Genomic DNA, 16550 nt, shown 5'->3' with positions numbered 1-16550 from the left:
AGAATTGGCAGTAAAAAAAGAAGAAAGACGAAAACGATGGCAGCGAAAAAAGCCGCAGACCCGAAAAACGGCATGATAGCGCAGAATAAGCGCGCGCGGCACGATTACACTATAGAAGACACGCTCGAAGCGGGCCTCGTGCTGACGGGAACCGAGGTAAAAAGCCTGCGCGAGGGACGAGCGAGCCTGTCCGAGTCCTTCGTCACCGTGGATAAGCGCGGCGAGATGTGGCTCGAAGGCGCGAACATACCGGAATATCTGAACGGAACGTGGACGAATCATGCACCGAAGCGTAAGCGCAAACTTCTGCTCCATGCTGTCCAGATAGAGAAATTCGCGCGCGGCATTCAGGCGAAAGGATATACCATAGTTCCCCTAAGCCTTTACTTTTCGAACGGCCGCGCGAAAGTACAGATAGCGCTGGCGAAGGGTAAGCGCGAGTACGATAAGCGCCAAGCGCTGCGTGAGGCGCAGGATAAGCGAGATGCACAGCGTGCCATGCGTGAGCATAATATGAGGGGATAAGAGTGGGGATAGTCCAGAAAACAGTACGTGCGAGAACAGCCGTATGCGTGGCGTTCGCGCTCGCAGCGTCGCTCATCTTCGGCCTGGCCGCATGCGGTACGAGCGACGGGCTCGACGACGCGCAGGCGAACGTGGACCTCAGCCGCGTGACGCGAGACGACGCGCTCGCTGCGCGCATATCCGACGAGGTGAAGAAGGACGGCGTGCTGACGGTGGGCTCGAACGCCGTGTGGGCGCCGGCTGAGTTTACCGGCGAGGATAACGAGACGGTCATCGGCTATGAGATAGACCTCATTAAGGCTGTGGCGAAGGTTCTGGGGCTGGATGTGCGGATAGTCAATTCTTCCTTTAGCACCATCATCCCATCCGTCGGCAGTAAGTTCGACGTGGGGGTCTCTGGATTTACCATCACTGCCGAACGCGAGAAGACGGTCACCTTCGTGGAGTTCTACCGTGCGGGTATGAGCTACGCAGTGCGCGCGGGAAATCCGAAGAAAGTAGACCCGGATAACCTGTGTGGAGTGCGCGCATCTGTCCAGGTGGGCACTGCAGAAGAAACAGCGCTCGAAGATGCTTCTGCCGCATGTGTGAGTGGTGGAAGGCCGGCCATCGATATGCAGGTGTATGAAGCGCAGACACAGGCCACTACTGCGGTGATTACTGGACGTGCAGACGTGATGTACTCGGATACGCCAGTGTCCGCTTATGCGGTGAAGCAGACGAAGGGGAAGCTCGAACTGCTCGGGGATCCGTATGATGTGGCGCCACAGGGCATCGTGGTAGCGAAGAAGGATACTGCTACTGCTGAGGCTATCCAGGGAGCGCTGAATAAGCTCATCGATTCTGGAGAGTATATGCGCATCCTTCACGCGTGGGGTGTGGAAGACGGCGCCATCGAGCGCGCTGAGATAAATCCGGACGTGAAGTAAACCGCGAAGTAAATCGCGAAGTAAGACAAGCGACGACGAGGAGAGAAGAGAACATGGCGAATAACATCCCTAACCGCATTAAAGCGCTGCCCGTGAGAAAACCGGGTCCTATTATAGCTGGTGTGGTAGTAGCGCTACTGGCTGTGTGGATTATTTACGGGCTCGTGACGAATGAGAACTTCGCGTGGCCTACCGTGTGGAAGTATCTCTTTAACGAGCATATCCTTTCTGGCGTGATGTGGACGCTCGTGCTCACTGTGGTGTCCATGGGCGTAGCCATCGTGCTGGCCGTGGCTCTGGCCATTATGCGCAAGAGCACGAATGTGGTGCTGCGCTGGGTGAGCTGGTTCTTCATCTGGTTCTTCCGCGGCACACCAGTGTATACGCAGCTGACCTTCTGGGGACTCATCTCCGTGCTGGTGCCGAAGATCTCGCTGGGTGTGTGGAGCTGGGATACGCAGGATATTATCACTGCGGGAAAGGCTGCCATTCTGGGCCTCGCTCTGAATGAAGCAGCCTACCTTGCGGAGATAGTGCGCGCAGGCCTCGAGGCCGTGGACCGCGGCCAGACAGAAGCCGCGCAGGCTCTCGGCATGAGCCACAGTCTCATTATGCGTCGCATTATCCTGCCACAGTCCATGCGCATCATCGTGCCTCCTACGGGAAATGAAGCCATAGGTCTGCTGAAGACCACGTCGCTCGTACTTGCTGTTCCGTTCACCATGGAGCTGCAGTATATGTCGAATAACATCGCAAACCGCATCTACGAGCCTATCCCACTGCTTATCGTGGCAGCCATCTGGTATCTGCTCATCACGTCTATCCTCATGGTGGGCCAGTCCTACCTCGAGAAATACTTCGGCCGCGGATTCGATGAACAGCCGGTAGTGAGTGCGAAGAATGCGCCGAAGCCGGGCAAACGCTCGGGTGAAAACCAGTATGACATTAAGAAGCAGAATGAAGCCTTCTGGGGAGGTCTGAATGCCTAACACGAGTACGAACGTACAGCCGGCCGCGCAGCCGTCCACACAGACGAACGCACAGCCGGCCGTACAGCCGCAAATCGTCATCACGGACGTTCATAAGGAGTACGGCGACCTCCACGTCCTCAAAGGCGTGAATCTCGAGATTCAGCCGAGCACGGTCACCGTCATCCTCGGCCCATCCGGTTCGGGTAAATCCACGCTTCTGCGCATGATTAACCAGCTCGAGACCATCACGGGCGGTGAGATAGACGTCGATGGAGAGATGATAGGCTACAAGCCTGTTCAGCGCGGTGGACAGACAGTTCTGCAGACCTTGTCTGATAAGGAAGTGGCACGCCAGCGTGCGCACATCGGCATGGTTTTCCAGAAGTTTAACCTCTTCCCGCATATGACCGTGCTGGAGAACATCATCGAGGCGCCGGTCCACGTGGCGGGTATGAAGAAGGAGCAGGCTCTGGCTGAGGCACGCACGTACCTCGAGATGGTGGGGCTTTCCGACCGTGCGAACCACTATCCGTCCCAGCTTTCTGGTGGTCAGCAGCAGCGCGTGGCCATAGCGCGCGCCATCGCCATGCATCCGGACATTATGCTCTTCGACGAGCCGACGTCCGCGCTCGACCCGGAGCTCGTGGGTGAGGTGCTGTCCGTTATGCGTAAACTGGCGGATGACGGCATGACTATGGTGGTCGTCACGCACGAGATAGGCTTTGCGCGCGAAGTGGCTGACCAGATCGTCTTTATGGACGGCGGCGTCGTCGTGGAGTCTGGTACTGCAGACATCGTCGATCATCCGCAGACCGAGCGCTTCCAGGAGTTCCTGAAAGCGGTTCTGTAAGGCTTTTTCGTCAGGTCAATTTTTCCGTGCTCGACATGGCATCATCACTTCGAGAAGAGTAAACGTTTCGCGCACGTTTCGGCGCGCACTGTGAAATGCATACGGCGTCTTATAGAATAAAGCGTTATGTGTGGAATAGTAGGATATGCAGGCAGCACTCCAGCCTGCTCAAAACCGTTAGAAGTATGCCTTCAGGGGCTCTCTCGTCTCGAATACCGCGGATATGATTCTGCGGGCGTCGCGCTGAGCGCGCCAGGAATGCAGCGCGTGGCCGTACGCAAGAAGGAAGGACGCCTGGATAATCTCGTCCAGAGCATCGATCAGACGCCGCTGCCAGACGCGACCGTGGGCATAGGCCATACGCGCTGGGCCACGAACGGTGCGCCGAGCGATGAGAACGCGCACCCGCATCTGAGCCAGAACGAGAAGGTAGCCATCATCCATAATGGCATCATCGAAAACGCGCCCCAGATTAAGCAGGAACTGCTATCTGAAGGTTACACGTTTGACTCCGTGACGGACACAGAAGTAGCGGCAAAGCTGCTCGGAAAAGTGGCGGACGAGGTCATCGCCGAAACGGGCCATCCGGATATCTTCGAAGCGCTGCGCCGCGTGGCACGAACCTTTGAGGGAACCTTCACCATTCTGGCTACGGACTGCCGTCAGCCAGACGTGGTCGTGGGAGCGCGTCATGATTCGCCGCTCGTGGTGGGACTGGGCGAGGGAGAAAACTTCCTCGGCTCGGACGTGGCAGCATTCGTGGCATACACGAAGCAGGCTCTCGAGCTCGGCCAGGATGAAGCCGTACAGATTAGTGCGGACTCGGTGACGGTGACGGACTTCTTCGGGAATGACGTGGAGCTGCGGCCATTTACCGTGGACTGGGATGCATCCGCTTCGGAAAAGGGCGGCTGGGCCTCCTTCATGGATAAGGAGATTCACGAGCAGCCACAGGCCGTGGCAGATACCCTCCTCGGACGTTTTAACCTGACGGGCGACCTAAACCTCGACGAAGTGCGCATCGACGAGGACGTGTTCCGCTCCATCGATAAGATCATCGTCATCGCGTGCGGAACTGCGGCATATGCGGGCATGGTCGCGAAGTATGCCATCGAGCACTGGGTGCGCATTCCTGTGGAAGTGGAGCTCGCCCACGAGTTCCGCTACCGTGACCCTATCCTCACGCCACGCACGCTCGTGGTGGCCATCTCCCAGTCGGGTGAAACCATGGATACCCTCATGGCTCTGCGCCATGCGCGCGAGCAGGGGTCTCGTGTGCTCGCCATCTGTAACACGCAGGGCTCGAGCATTCCACGCGAGTCAGACGCTGTGCTCTACACGCACGCGGGGCCAGAGATAGCGGTGGCGTCTACGAAGGCATTCGTGGCACAGATAGTGGCCGCCTACGTCCTGGGACTGTACTTCGCGCAGGTGAAGGGCACCATGTACCATGACGAAATTCGTAAGATAGTGGATGAGCTGCGTGCCATGCCGGCGAAGATCCAGCATGTTCTGGACACACAGGGTGAGTCTGTGCGCGAGGCAGCAGAACACTCGCTGGATGCAGAGTCCTTCCTCTTCCTCGGGCGTCACGTGGGCTACCCAGTGGCCATGGAAGGCGCGCTGAAGCTCAAGGAGATAGCGTATACCTTTACAGAGGGCTTCGCTGCCGGTGAGCTCAAGCATGGGCCTATCGCGCTTGTGGATGAAGGCGAGCCAGTGGTCATCATCGTTCCACCAGCGCGCGGACGTAACGTGCTGCATGCGAAGGTCATCTCTGCCATCGAAGAAGTGCGCGCTCGCGGAGCCTACACCATCGCTGTGGCAGAAGAAGGTGACGACGACGTGCGTGACTACGCGGATGTGGTCTTCTGGCGTCCACAGTGCCCGACGCTGCTGAGCCCACTCGTGGATGTGATTCCGCTGCAGCTCTTCGCTATGAATATGGCCGAGCTGAAGGGACTGGATGTGGATAAGCCACGTAACCTCGCGAAGTCGGTGACGGTGGAGTAGGAGTGGAGTAAGCGCTTCGGGCTGCTGGCAGGGACGCGGCTGCAAGCACGGTCGGGGGCGTGCCTTCCCGTCCCTGCCGACGGCAAAACTCAAAATTGCGACTTTTCTTGAAGTTCGTGGAAAATGGGGAGCCTGGAAGCGACTATTTTTCGACGAACTTCAAGAAAAGTCGAAAAAATGATTTTTCGGTCGTCTGTCGGTCGCCCCTCGCTTGCCAGGAATCTGTCTTGTGAACGATACGTGGCATTGTCCGGTATAGAGCTCGAAAGTATAGTGCACGTTATTCCACTTTTATTCTCTGCCTGGTCTGAAAAATGAAATAACGTGCATTATAGATCGGTTTTGTCTGTATTTTAATTTTACTCGTGTCTAACTTCCCTCGTATTTATAGCATTCCTAGACTCAGCCTCTCAGAACCCCGACCTGTCATGCACGCACATGCACGCACACTCGCCCCGCGCCACACGCGTCTCACCCCCATCCAGGCCCATTTGCCCTCCAGCAAAATCCTTCCTAAAATAAAGCCATGGACATTACACCAGAACACCTCGTAGGGCTGTTCCCAGCCCCTACGCCGCAGGACTCGAAGTACACGCGGGGAGTGGTGGGCCTGATCACGGGGACACAGGAGTACCCTGGAGCAGGAATTCTCTCCGCGAGTGCTGCAGCCTCATGCGGCGCCGGATACGTCCGGTATAGCGGTCCGCCGGAAGCGCGGATGGCACTGCTTATGAATCATCCGGAGATAGTCTTGTCTGCACGCCCTGGCCAGCGCATCGATGCGTGGGTCGTCGGCTCGGGCTTCCCAGGACTTTTCCGTACGGAGACGAGTGAGGATAAGGATAGGGGAGCAGATGTGATTTCCATCCTTAGTTCTCTCGATGACATGGATTCTTTCGCTGTGGTGGACGCGGGAGCTCTCGAAGCTTTTGCTGTAGCGGACTTCGAGGCGCGAAACTGTGCACGCTGCGTCATTACACCGCATCAGGGCGAAGTAGAGCGTCTTCTCCATCTGCTCGGAGATGAGCTTCCAGCTCACTACCCACAGCAGAACAGGACAGCCACGGCACTCTACCTCGCGCAGAAGCTCGGCTGCACCGTAGTCTTTAAGGGCGCGCGCACGGTGGTCGCAGGCGCAGATGGTACCATGTTTACCTGCCCAGAGGCTACCCACTGGCTGGCCACAGCAGGCAGCGGTGACGTGCTCGCAGGCATTATGGGAGCCATGATAGCGCTGAATGCTGCGAAGCTGCAGGATAAGCCGGAGATGCTCAGCCAGGTGGCTGCAGCAGCCGTATGCGTACACAGTCTGGCTGCAGGCATGGTGTCTGAGGATATCTACTCCATGCACGAGTGGCTGCACAGTCATGAGAGCGACGACTTCGATGATGACGAGGATGATTTCGAGGACAGCGACGAGGATGCGGAGTTTTCGAAGCAGATATCTGAGCTGCGCCGTCTGATGGGCATTCCGGAAATTCCAGATAAGACGGATGCATCCGTTTCGCTCGGGCAAGGAAGCGAGGATATTCCGGAGAGTTCTGATGCAGAGGCTTCAGATATGCCAGACGGGGAGCTGACTGAAGGTCATCAGATCATTCTGATGGATCTTATCCGCGCTCTGCCTCACGCTATGCTTATCTTGCGCTATACTGGCGACGATATCATGGATACTCTGAACCCGCAGAATCCGGATGAGTTCGGACAGTTTGGCGGAGTAGGAGGCTATCCGGGGTTCCCGTTTAGATTCGGTGGCCCGCTCCAGTAGCCTAGAACTGTCAGGAGGAAGTGCGCGCTCGTGTCTCGTCGTCGCCACCGTAACCACCGTCCGCAGCGTCCGCACGCGCTCGTGACCGATGAGCCGGATATTCCGTTCGACCTGCCCGTTATCTACGAGGATGAGCACATCATCGTCGTAGATAAGCCGCACTTTCTTCCTACCATGCCGCGCGGCATGTGGTATCGATCGACTGCGCTGCTGCGTCTGCGCGAGAGTTTCGGCGAGGAGGATATCATTCCCGCGCATCGCCTCGACCGCCTGACTGCTGGCATCGTCGTTTTCGTGCGCGACCCGGATGCGCGCGGCCGCTATCAGCTGCTCTTTCAGAACCGTCAGGCGCGCAAGGTGTATGAGTGTCTCGCCCCGTGTGCGCCTGTGCAGGTGCCGCGCACGGGGACGCTGCGTTCGCTCTCAGACTTGGGCTATGGGGCAATTTTCCCTCTAGAGCGGCGTTCTCGCATCGTGAAGGTACATCACATCTTACAGGCCCTCGAAGAGCCGGGTGAAGTGAATGCGCATACGCGCATCGAGCTGAGTGCTCACCAGCCTGCAGACGTGGTGCAGGCTGGATACCGTGCGTATACCCTGTACCCGAGGACGGGGAAAACGCATCAGCTGCGCGTGCATATGAATTCGCTGGGTCTTCCCATTAAGGGGGATGACTTTTATCCGAATATGACCAAGCGTGCGTATGATGACTTTTCTGACCCGCTTCAGCTCATCGCACGCAGTCTCGAATTCACCGACCCGTATACGCACGAGGTCATGCATTTCGAGTCGCGCTACGCTCTGGACGTTACAGGTTCTTCTCGTAGATCAGACGCAGACCTTTAAAAATAAGATCAGGATCATACACGTCGATGAAGTGTGCATCATGTTCTATGACGTGGCCGAATCCGCCCGTGGCGATGATCTGGAAGTCTGTGCCTATCTCGCGCCTGCACTCGGATATAAAACGCTCGATTCCGCCGATGAATCCGTAGTACAGGCCGGTCTGAATGGCAGAATTCGTATTCTTCGCGAGCACAGAGGTCGGCGCCTTAATCTCGACTTCGGGAAGCTGCGCTGTATTCCCCGCGAGTGCGCGGGCAGAAGTCTGCAGGCCAGTCTGGATGACGCCCATGGTGATCGATCCCGTCTCATCCACGTAGTTAAAGGTGGTGGCAGTGCCCATGTCGATGACCAGGCAGGGTCCACCGTACACGGTGTAGGCTGCCACGCAGTCGGTCAGGCAGTCAGCTCCCAGCGAGCGCGGGTCGTCGATTTGTATGCGCATCCCTGTCTTGATTCCAGGTCCCACGATGATGGGGGTCTTGCGCAGGAACTTAAGAATTGACCCTCGGAAAGAATGCATGACGTTCGGAACGACCGAACAGACGATGACATCCTCGACGTCGTCTACCGTGTAGCCGCTCAGCTGAAGAAACTGCAGGAGGCTCACGCCATACTCGTCGCTCGTGCGCACATTCGACGTGGTCAGGCGGTACGTATGCGTGATAGCCTCACCCATCGGCCGCGAACGGTCGATGAAGCCCAGGACGATGTTCGTATTTCCTATGTCCACAGCTATAAGCATGTGTCCTCCTCGCGTCGCTGCATGAACGAAAGTATCTGAACACGAGTATACTAAAGCGCGTAACACACACTCTAGAAGCAACGACGCCTTCCGGCGCGGGGACTTAAGGGAGAACAAGTGAAAAAAGGATACAGCGGGGGCAGTGCGCTTCCCGCAGATAAACGCGCGCAGCTCACGCGCGGAACAGATGATGCGCTGAACGCGCAAGCACGAGCGCGGACGGGTGTGCGCGCGGCCCAGACAGGCAGACGCATCGTGCAGAACGTGTGGTGGCCTATGGTCAGCATCGTCGTCGCGCTCGCGCTGCTTATCAGTGCGGTCGTCGTGGCGTATGCGCGCACAGGGGATGGATCGCACGGCGTGTCGGGCGCTTCGGGCGCGGGGGCGCACTCGCACATCAGCATCGGTCTGCAGCTCGCGCCGACGAATCTGGATATCCGCCAGACGTCTGGCACAGCGCTCGACCAGCTGCTCATAGGAAACGTGTACGAGGCGCTGCTGACGAGAAACGAGGATAATACCGTCTCGCCGGGCCTCGCGCAGTCGTGGGAGGTGAGCGCGGACAGACTCACGTATACCTTCCATCTGAACGCGGGAATGACGTTTAGTAACGGGGATACTCTCGACGCAAGCGATGTGGTCTGGTCTATCCGCAGCATGATGGAGGGTCATCTGCAAGGCTCGAACGGCGTGGCGAATTTCGCGTCTGTCTCGGCGCCCGATGCGCGGACGGTAGTGCTGAAGCTGAGTAAGCCGTATTCGGAACTCTTATGGAATCTGTCTGGACGCAGCGGGCTCGTCTTCGATGAGCAGGCGCTGTCCGGCGCGGACGGCTCGGGCGCGGATGCTTCGGGCGCGGACGGCTCGGGCGCGGATAGGTCGGGCTCCGCGTACGACGCGAAAACGCAGGCGCTCGGCTCTGGTCCTTACGTGCTCAGCGCCTACGAACCGGGCGTCTCCGCTACGCTCACTGCGCGAACGAAGTACTGGGGCGAGCAGGCTCTGAACCGGCGCGCACACATTCAGACCATTACCGTGCGCTACTTCGCTGACCCGCAGGCCGGTCTGAACGCCTTCACGTCTGGAGATGTGCAGGTCCTCGCGCCTATTAGTGGAACGCTGACGGGGGCGATACAGAACGATGCGCGCTTCACTTATAAGACGGGAGACGGTACAGATAAATACGTGCTCGCGTTTAATAATGCGACGGGCGGTGGATCTGCGGCAGACGGCACGGCGGGCGTGCTGAAGGATAAGCGCGTGCGCCAGGCCATCCGCTATGCCATCGATGAGAACGCTATCATCGCCTCTCGCGGTGGGACAGATGCACCACTCGGTGGTCCTATCCCGAGCCTCGACCCGGGATATGAAGACCTGACTGGCCTGTATCCGACGGATGTGGAGAAAGCGCGCACTCTTCTCGCTGAGGCGGGATACAGCACGAGCCATCCGCTCCGGCTTCGGCTCATGTATGCGAATACCTATCCTGCGGAGATAGGCCAGCAGCTGAGGAGTCAGCTCGCACGCGTGGGCATAGACCTGAATGTACAGCGCGTGGAATTCGCCACGTGGCTGTCCACAGTCTATAAGCAGCGCGACTTTGACATCTCTATGGTGGACCATAACGAAAGCCATGATTTCGCGCAGTGGGCGAACCCAGAGTATTACTATGGGTACGATAACGCTGACGTGCAGAAGCTCTACGCTCAGGCCATGGAAGCAGTGACGGACTCTGAGCGCGACTCGCTTCTGGCGCGTGCTGCCCGTCTGGTCAGCGAGGATGCGGCGGCAGACTGGATTATGAACTATCGCGTGGTGACCGCGTGGGATAAGCGCGTGCGGGGCTTCCCGCTGACCATGAATCAGGTGAATATGCCGCTGTGGAATGTGACGTTTGGTACTGAGTCGGCGGGGGCTGCCGGTTCCTCAGTGCAGGGAGGTGCGCAGACTGCCCGTGCAGCGGGCGCGGATACTGCCACCGCGGCGGCGCAGGGAGGTGTGCGATGAGAACGTCGATATCTCGCACGGTAGCGCGCATTCTACAGCGCCTCGCCCTCTTCGCTCTCATGCTCTGGATCGTTTCGGTGGTCATCTTCCTCGCCCTGCGCGTGCTGCCGGGCGATGTAGCAGCCATCGTGGCAGGTACGAACTCCACGCAAGCGCAGTATGAGGCTCTGCGTACTCAGCTCGGGCTCGACCAGCCGCTCATCGTCCAGTACGGGCGCTGGCTCGGCCAGGTCATCTCGAGTCTGTGGACGGGCGACCTCGGCACGTCGCTTATTACGGGCGAAGCGATGAGTACGCGCCTGGCCTCGCGCGCCGCGGTGACCTTCCCGCTCATCCTTCTGAGCATGGTCATCGCGCTCGTCGTGGGCATCTGGACGGCCGTGGCCTCGCTGACCTCGCCGCGCGCCTGGGTACGCGACGGCCTTCGCGTCCTCGCGCAGGTGTGTGGCGCTGTTCCGGCGCTCTGGGCTGGGCTGCTGCTTATCCTCGCTTTCGGCCGTGGAAGCGGCCTGCTGGGCGTTCTGCCCACGCAGGGCTTCTCGTCCGACTCGCTCGTGAGCGCTGCGGCCTCGCTGCTGCTGCCCGCGCTGTCTGTGGGCCTCATTACCGGTGCCCAATTCTCCCGCTACACGCGCTCAGCCCTCCTCGAGGTGGAAAAAGATGACTACCTCACGTGGAGCATGGCAGCAGGAATGACGTACGCGCAGGCAGTGCGCAGTACGGGTCTCAGGCTCGCCACGCCGCAGATTATCTCCGTGGCAGGAGTGACCTTCGCCTCCATGATTACGGGAGTACTGACTGTGGAAAGCCTCTTTAACCTTCCAGGACTGGCCACCATACTGCTCTCGGATATCTCTGAACGCGACCTGCCAGCAGTGCAGACGGAGCTGCTACTTCTGGCGGCATTCTTCCTTGCTGTAGGATTCGTTATCGATGTGGTGCAGGCGTGGCTCGACCCACGTATGGCCGGTGTTTCACGTGGAACGGAGGTGCAGTCATGATACTACGCAGTCTTATTCGCCGGTGGGATGGACTCCTACCACTCATCTTTGTGGTGCTGTGGGCGCTCGTGGGGCTTGTATCTCTCCTCTGGACGCCGTATGCGCTGACTGATACAGATGGATACAGTGTCTGGGCTGCACCGTCTGCTGCACATGTACTCGGAACGGATGGTGCGGGAGCAGATATCGCGACGTGGCTGATGGCTGGCTCTGCCACAGAGTTCGCCATCGTGGTCGCGGTCATCGCTCTTACTGCCGTGCTCGGCGTCGGGGGAGTGGCGCTGAGCGTGGCACACTCGGCGCGTGTGCGTTCAGTGAGTGTACTCGTCATCGATGCGCTCATCTCCATTCCGACCGTGGTCATCGCACTGATTCTCGCTGCTCCAGCTGGAGCGAGTGTACTCGCTGTAATCCTCGCGTGCTCCATAGTGTACGCTCTGAATCTCATGCGTGTGGTGCGTCCTGCTGCCGCGGCAGCGGCGCGCTCGCAGTATGTGGTTTATGCGCGGTATAAGGGTGTGTCTGAGTGGCGCATCTTTGTTCAGCATATCCTGCCGCAGGTCATGCCGTCAGTCATCATCACGGTCTCGCATAGTGCGGCCACGGCCATTCTCGCTGAGTCTGGGCTCACGTATCTCGGTATCGGCGTGCCAGCGCATGTGGCGTCGTGGGGGCAGTCCCTGGCCACAGCAGCACGCTTCGTGACTCTGCATCCAGCCACAGCTATATGGCCGGGTCTTCTCATCACGGTAGCTGTGATAGCACTGAATATCCTCGGAGATGCTGTGCGTGAGTGTGCAGATCCGCTGACGAATCCTCTCCTTCGAGGAGACAGAACGCAGGAGGTGAAGAATTGAGCATCGATATACAGAATCTGTCCATCACGCTCGACGATGGACGCACGCGCGTCGCGGACGTCAGCCTTCGCGTGAACGCGGGAGAGCGTGTGGGGCTCATCGGCGCTTCAGGCTCGGGAAAGTCTCTCATCACACGTGCTATTCTCGGCACGCTTCCGCGGACTATGCGAGCGGAAGGACGCATCCTCGTCGAGGGTGTGGATATTCTTCAGCTTAGCGAGCTCGACCGTGCAGCTATGCGGGGAACGTATCTCGCAGCTGTCTTCCAGAATCCGCTGGCTGCTCTGAATCCCGTGCGCACAGTGAAGCAGAACGTCGCGCTGCCACTGAAACTGCACTATGCGCTTACGCGAGCTCAGCGCCGTGACCGTGTTCTCCAGGCTCTCGAGCGTGTGGGGCTTTCACCGGATCTGGCATCGCGCTACCCGTCGGAGCTGTCTGGAGGTCAGGCGCAGCGCGTCGCCATAGCGGAAGCACTCATCTCGTCGCCGCAGCTGCTTCTCGCCGATGAGCCGACGACAGCTCTGGATGCTCTGGCTCAGAAGCACGTCATGGACTTGCTGGTGTCGCTGACGGGAGAGCAGGGGGCGGGGCTGCTGCTCGTCAGTCATGATTTCACCGTCATTTCGAAGGCTACTCAGCGCTGCTATGTTCTGCATGATGGCTCTGTGGTGGAGTCTGGGGTGACGAGTGAGCTTCTCGCGCATCCGCAGGAGGACTATACGAAAGAGCTCGTCGCCGCAGCACATCAGATAGCCGTGAAGGGAGAGAACGCATGAGCATCCTGAGTCTGAACCATGTGACGAAACGCTATCGGGGCTCTGCCCTGCCTGCCCTCGATGACGTCAGCTTCAGCGTGGGTGACGGTGAGCATGTGGCCATCGTGGGGGAGTCAGGGTCGGGAAAGACCACGTCGCTGAACATCGCTCTCGGTTTTGATGTGCCGAGCTCGGGAGATGTTCAGGTGGCAGAACCGACTACGACGGGTCTCGTCTTCCAGAATCCTGCCGCCTCGCTCGACCCACGCTGGCGAGTAGAGCGCATCGTACGCGAAGGAGTACCTGGAGTAGGAGAAGCTGACGTACGCGCTGCGCTCGAAGCAGTCAGCCTCGACTATGATGAGCTCGCTCAGCGCTATATCAGTGACATCTCGGGCGGCCAGGCTCAGCGCGTGGCTATCGCTCGCGCGCTCGTCTCCCATCCGACACTTCTGGTAGCAGATGAGCCGGTGAGTGCGGTGGATGTCCTCGGGAAAAAGCACATTATCGAGTCGCTACGCTCTGTACAGAACGAGCGGAGCCTTGCCTCGCTCATCGTGCTCCATGATCTCGGCGTAGCTCAGCAGCTGTCCGAACGCATTATCGTCATGCAGGCAGGGCGTGTAGTCGAGGATGGGGCGACGGCTGAAGTTCTCGCCCATCCACAGCACCGCTACACTGCTCAGCTTATCGACGCAGCGCGCTGGTAGCGATGCTGAGAATGTAAAAACGCGACTTTTCTAGAAGTTCGTCGATTTTTTAAGCTCGGGGGCTTGATTTTTTCGACGGACGTCTAGAAAAGTCGCGTTTTTTATCTGAGAGAGTCTTTCTAGTACACTGGACGGTCCGACCCCTGCGTGTACGCAGCCGCCACGCCCACACTTTCGCGCGACAGGAAGGACGGCTCGGCTATAATCTTCACGATCACATCCGCCATAGACTGACGCGACCCCGAGACGCCCACGTAGTCCTCGCCCTTGTGGGTGATGGTGTAGTCTATCTCATCACGGTCATTCAGCCATGGCAGGCGCAGCGTCGTGTAGTCGAGCCCAGACTCGTCGAGGAGGGTATCGGAGCGCAGCGCGCGCGTCATGCCCACAGGAGTGATGATGGATTCATTCCAACGGCCGAATTCGCCTGGCACTTCGCCATAGATGCCCAGCACATTCGACGCGATGACACGCGATACACCTGTCTTTTTCATCGTCGAGATGACCAGTTCAGTCAGAGCATTATCCGCATCATGGTCCACATTCGAGATGTAGACGATGTCCTGTCCGCGCATAGCCTCTTCGAGAGTAGCTGCGTCATGAATGTCGCCGTCTACTATGCGCACGCGCCCCGCAGCACCAGTACCGGCACCGGCACCAGCACTTACAGCGTCGCCAGCGCCACCGCCGAGAGCGACGAGATCTGCCACGCGTTCAGCCGAGCGCAGGTAGAGGGTGAGAGCCACGTCTGGCTGTTCTGCGAGGACACGCTGAGCGACGATGCGTGCTATCTGGCCATTAGCGCCCAGGATGAGGACATTAGTCATTCTGATATTCTCCTTAATTTTTTAGTGAGTTTTAGTGAGTTTTTCTATATCCAGGAATAATGATGGCCACAGTAACCACGAGTGCCACGACTATGAACACAGCCATAATGTGCAGAGCGGATGCGATGTCCACGCTTCCACCAGGCAGAGCCATGATGATGGACAGTCCCAGTGGGCCGCCGAGCTGATGGACAGCATTCGTCATGCCGCTGGCCGAGCCAGCTATCTCATCGGGAGCCTTATAGATACCTGCGGAGGTGACCGGCGCCATGATGAGAGCCTGTCCTCCGCCGATCACAAGCATGGGAAGAGCTACAGCGAGCACGTATCCCGAGTCCAGCGACGAGAACGCAGCCCATAGGAGGCCAGCCAGCAAGAAGAGGACTCCGGCAGCGAGGACGGAAGAATTGCCCCAGCGACTCACGAGACGTGGCAGAAGCAAAGCCGCAGCGAACGTCATGATGGTAAGCGGCAGGAACGCGAAGCCGGACTGCAGGGCGTCGAAGCCATACGTGCGCTGGAGTGCCTGCGGAAGAAGGAACCAGTACGGCAGCATGGCCATCATAAATAGGCCGCGCACGGCGTAGGCGCCCGAGCGGACTGGATGCGCGAACAAGCTCAGCGGCATGACCGGCGCGACGTGGAATCGGGCGAAGACGATCCGCTCGTACAGCGCGAAGCAGATGAGCAGAACGATGCCGGCGGTCAGGAAGAAACCGCGCGCTACCTGCCCGTCGAGACCGTAGAGCAGGCTCGCGAAGCCGAGAACGGGCAGAACGCTGCCCACGTAGTCGATGCCGCCGGTCGCGCGAGAGCTGGTCGCGCGAGAGCCGTTCGCGCGAGAGCCGGACGTCTCGCCGTCCGCAGCGCCGTCGCGCACATACCGCACGGTGAGCGCGAACAGCAGGATGGTGAGCGGGACGTTGATGAGGAAGCCTGCGCGCCACGAGAAGAAGCTCGTCAGCGCGCCGCCGAGCAGCAGCCCCACACTCGAGCCCACGCCGGCCATCGCGCCGTAATAGCTAATCGCGCGGGTGCGCATCTGCCCGGTGTAGGCGTCCATCATGAGCGCGAGCGTGGTCGGCGCGATGATGGAGCTTCCCACGCCTTGCAGAGCACGCGCGGCGATGATGACCACAGCGTTCGTGCTCACGCCTATGATCAGCGAGCTCAGGCCGAAGATGATCAGCCCCAGCTCGAAGATGTGCTTGCGTCCGAGCGCGTCGGACAGGCGGCCGCTCAGCAGCAGGAATCCGCCGAAAGTGAGCGTGTAGGCGTTCGAGATCCACGCGAGCTCAGATGCTGTCAGATTCAGGCTTTCGCCTATCTGCACGGAGCTCGTGAAGATGATGGAATTATCCATGAGGATGAGGAAGTACGCAAGGAGCGTCAGTGGCAGAGTGATGCCGAATTTCGTTTTCGTCATACGTTTCGTATCTTCTTTTTATGTCAATTTCTTCAGTACGTTCCTCAGTCTAGAAGTGCCGTGCTGGTCACGCGCGGGGGAGTAGCTCGGCGCATATGCGAGTCGTGCATGTCGGTATACGCGGGACGTATGGGCGTGTCTTTTCGTAGGGAAATTAGTCCGGGGGGGGGTAATAATGGGCATATTCGTGGGAACAGACACTCTGAGCTCGACGACGATGAATGTCTCGCCATGCAGAAGAGGCGCTCCGTTCCTTCGAGGATTACTATTCGCTCAGATGAAGATATTCTCCATCTGAGGGCGCGTAATCCTCGAAGGAA

Annotated in this window: 15 protein-coding genes; 12 read left to right on the top strand and 3 right to left on the bottom strand. The window is 58.8% G+C overall.

Features of this window, described 5'->3' with window-relative positions; translation table 11 throughout:
• The first annotated feature begins 36 nt into the window (after positions 1-36).
• The 7 genes from smpB to ALMA_RS02130 all read left to right on the top strand — a co-directional run bounded on the left by smpB (position 37) and on the right by ALMA_RS02130 (position 7902).
• Positions 37-525 carry an SsrA-binding protein SmpB gene (gene smpB, locus ALMA_RS02160; RefSeq protein WP_086106432.1) on the top strand — a complete coding sequence of 163 codons (489 nt, stop codon included), beginning with the start codon at positions 37-39 and terminating at the stop codon, positions 523-525.
• Between the two features lie 47 nt (positions 526-572).
• Positions 573-1454, top strand: a complete 882-nt coding sequence (locus ALMA_RS02155) for an ABC transporter substrate-binding protein (RefSeq protein ID WP_244568832.1) — start codon at positions 573-575, stop codon at positions 1452-1454.
• Between the two features lie 53 nt (positions 1455-1507).
• Positions 1508-2443: an amino acid ABC transporter permease gene (locus ALMA_RS02150; RefSeq protein ID WP_094726203.1), complete on the top strand. Its 936-nt coding sequence runs from the start codon at positions 1508-1510 to the stop codon at positions 2441-2443.
• Positions 2436-3275, top strand: a complete 840-nt coding sequence (locus ALMA_RS02145) for an amino acid ABC transporter ATP-binding protein (protein ID WP_094726202.1) — start codon at positions 2436-2438, stop codon at positions 3273-3275. Before ALMA_RS02150 ends, ALMA_RS02145 begins: the two co-directional genes overlap by 8 nt.
• A 126-nt stretch (positions 3276-3401) precedes the next feature.
• Positions 3402-5288: a glutamine--fructose-6-phosphate transaminase (isomerizing) gene (glmS, locus tag ALMA_RS02140; RefSeq protein WP_094726201.1), complete on the top strand. Its 1887-nt coding sequence runs from the start codon at positions 3402-3404 to the stop codon at positions 5286-5288.
• A gap of 526 nt (positions 5289-5814) precedes the next feature.
• Positions 5815-7056 (top strand): ADP-dependent NAD(P)H-hydrate dehydratase, encoded by a 1242-nt coding sequence (locus ALMA_RS02135; RefSeq protein WP_094726200.1) that lies wholly within the window; start codon positions 5815-5817, stop codon positions 7054-7056.
• An 81-nt stretch (positions 7057-7137) separates the two neighbouring features.
• Positions 7138-7902: a pseudouridine synthase gene (locus ALMA_RS02130; protein ID WP_094726240.1), complete on the top strand. Its 765-nt coding sequence runs from the start codon at positions 7138-7140 to the stop codon at positions 7900-7902.
• Here ALMA_RS02130 and ALMA_RS02125 read toward each other — a convergent pair.
• Entirely contained in the window at positions 7865-8644 is a 780-nt protein-coding gene (locus ALMA_RS02125; protein WP_094726199.1) for a type III pantothenate kinase, read from the bottom strand. The two genes, ALMA_RS02130 and ALMA_RS02125, sit on opposite strands and share 38 nt — an antisense overlap.
• A gap of 117 nt (positions 8645-8761) precedes the next feature.
• On the opposite strand from ALMA_RS02125, the gene ALMA_RS02120 reads away from it, so the two are divergent.
• From ALMA_RS02120 to ALMA_RS02100, 5 genes are read left to right on the top strand one after another with little or no spacing between them, the layout of a single operon-like run.
• Positions 8762-10651 carry an ABC transporter substrate-binding protein gene (locus ALMA_RS02120; RefSeq protein WP_244568831.1) on the top strand — a complete coding sequence of 630 codons (1890 nt, stop codon included), beginning with the start codon at positions 8762-8764 and terminating at the stop codon, positions 10649-10651.
• Positions 10648-11652: an ABC transporter permease gene (locus ALMA_RS02115; RefSeq protein WP_094726198.1), complete on the top strand. Its 1005-nt coding sequence runs from the start codon at positions 10648-10650 to the stop codon at positions 11650-11652. The genes ALMA_RS02120 and ALMA_RS02115 overlap by 4 nt, the downstream gene beginning before the upstream one ends.
• Positions 11649-12509, top strand: a complete 861-nt coding sequence (locus ALMA_RS02110; protein WP_094726197.1) for an ABC transporter permease — start codon at positions 11649-11651, stop codon at positions 12507-12509. The genes ALMA_RS02115 and ALMA_RS02110 overlap by 4 nt, the downstream gene beginning before the upstream one ends.
• Positions 12506-13288 (top strand): ATP-binding cassette domain-containing protein, encoded by a 783-nt coding sequence (locus tag ALMA_RS02105; RefSeq protein WP_094726196.1) that lies wholly within the window; start codon positions 12506-12508, stop codon positions 13286-13288. Before ALMA_RS02110 ends, ALMA_RS02105 begins: the two co-directional genes overlap by 4 nt.
• On the top strand, positions 13285-13977 hold the full coding sequence (locus ALMA_RS02100; RefSeq protein WP_094726195.1) for an ABC transporter ATP-binding protein: 693 nt from the start codon (positions 13285-13287) through the stop codon (positions 13975-13977). The genes ALMA_RS02105 and ALMA_RS02100 overlap by 4 nt, the downstream gene beginning before the upstream one ends.
• A 119-nt stretch (positions 13978-14096) precedes the next feature.
• On the opposite strand, the gene ALMA_RS02095 is transcribed toward ALMA_RS02100, so the two are convergent.
• Together ALMA_RS02095 and ALMA_RS02090 are read right to left on the bottom strand one after the other, a co-directional pair.
• Positions 14097-14804, bottom strand: a complete 708-nt coding sequence (locus ALMA_RS02095) for an NAD(P)H-binding protein (protein WP_094726194.1) — start codon at positions 14802-14804, stop codon at positions 14097-14099.
• A 31-nt stretch (positions 14805-14835) separates the two neighbouring features.
• Positions 14836-16230: an MFS transporter gene (locus ALMA_RS02090; RefSeq protein WP_094726193.1), complete on the bottom strand. Its 1395-nt coding sequence runs from the start codon at positions 16228-16230 to the stop codon at positions 14836-14838.
• Positions 16231-16550: the final 320 nt, after the last annotated feature.

The organism is Alloscardovia macacae (genome assembly GCF_002259705.1).
Taxonomy (GTDB): domain Bacteria; phylum Actinomycetota; class Actinomycetes; order Actinomycetales; family Bifidobacteriaceae; genus Alloscardovia; species Alloscardovia macacae.
Note: the sequence above shows the minus strand (reverse complement) of the source record. Positions and strands in the feature narration are given on the sequence as shown.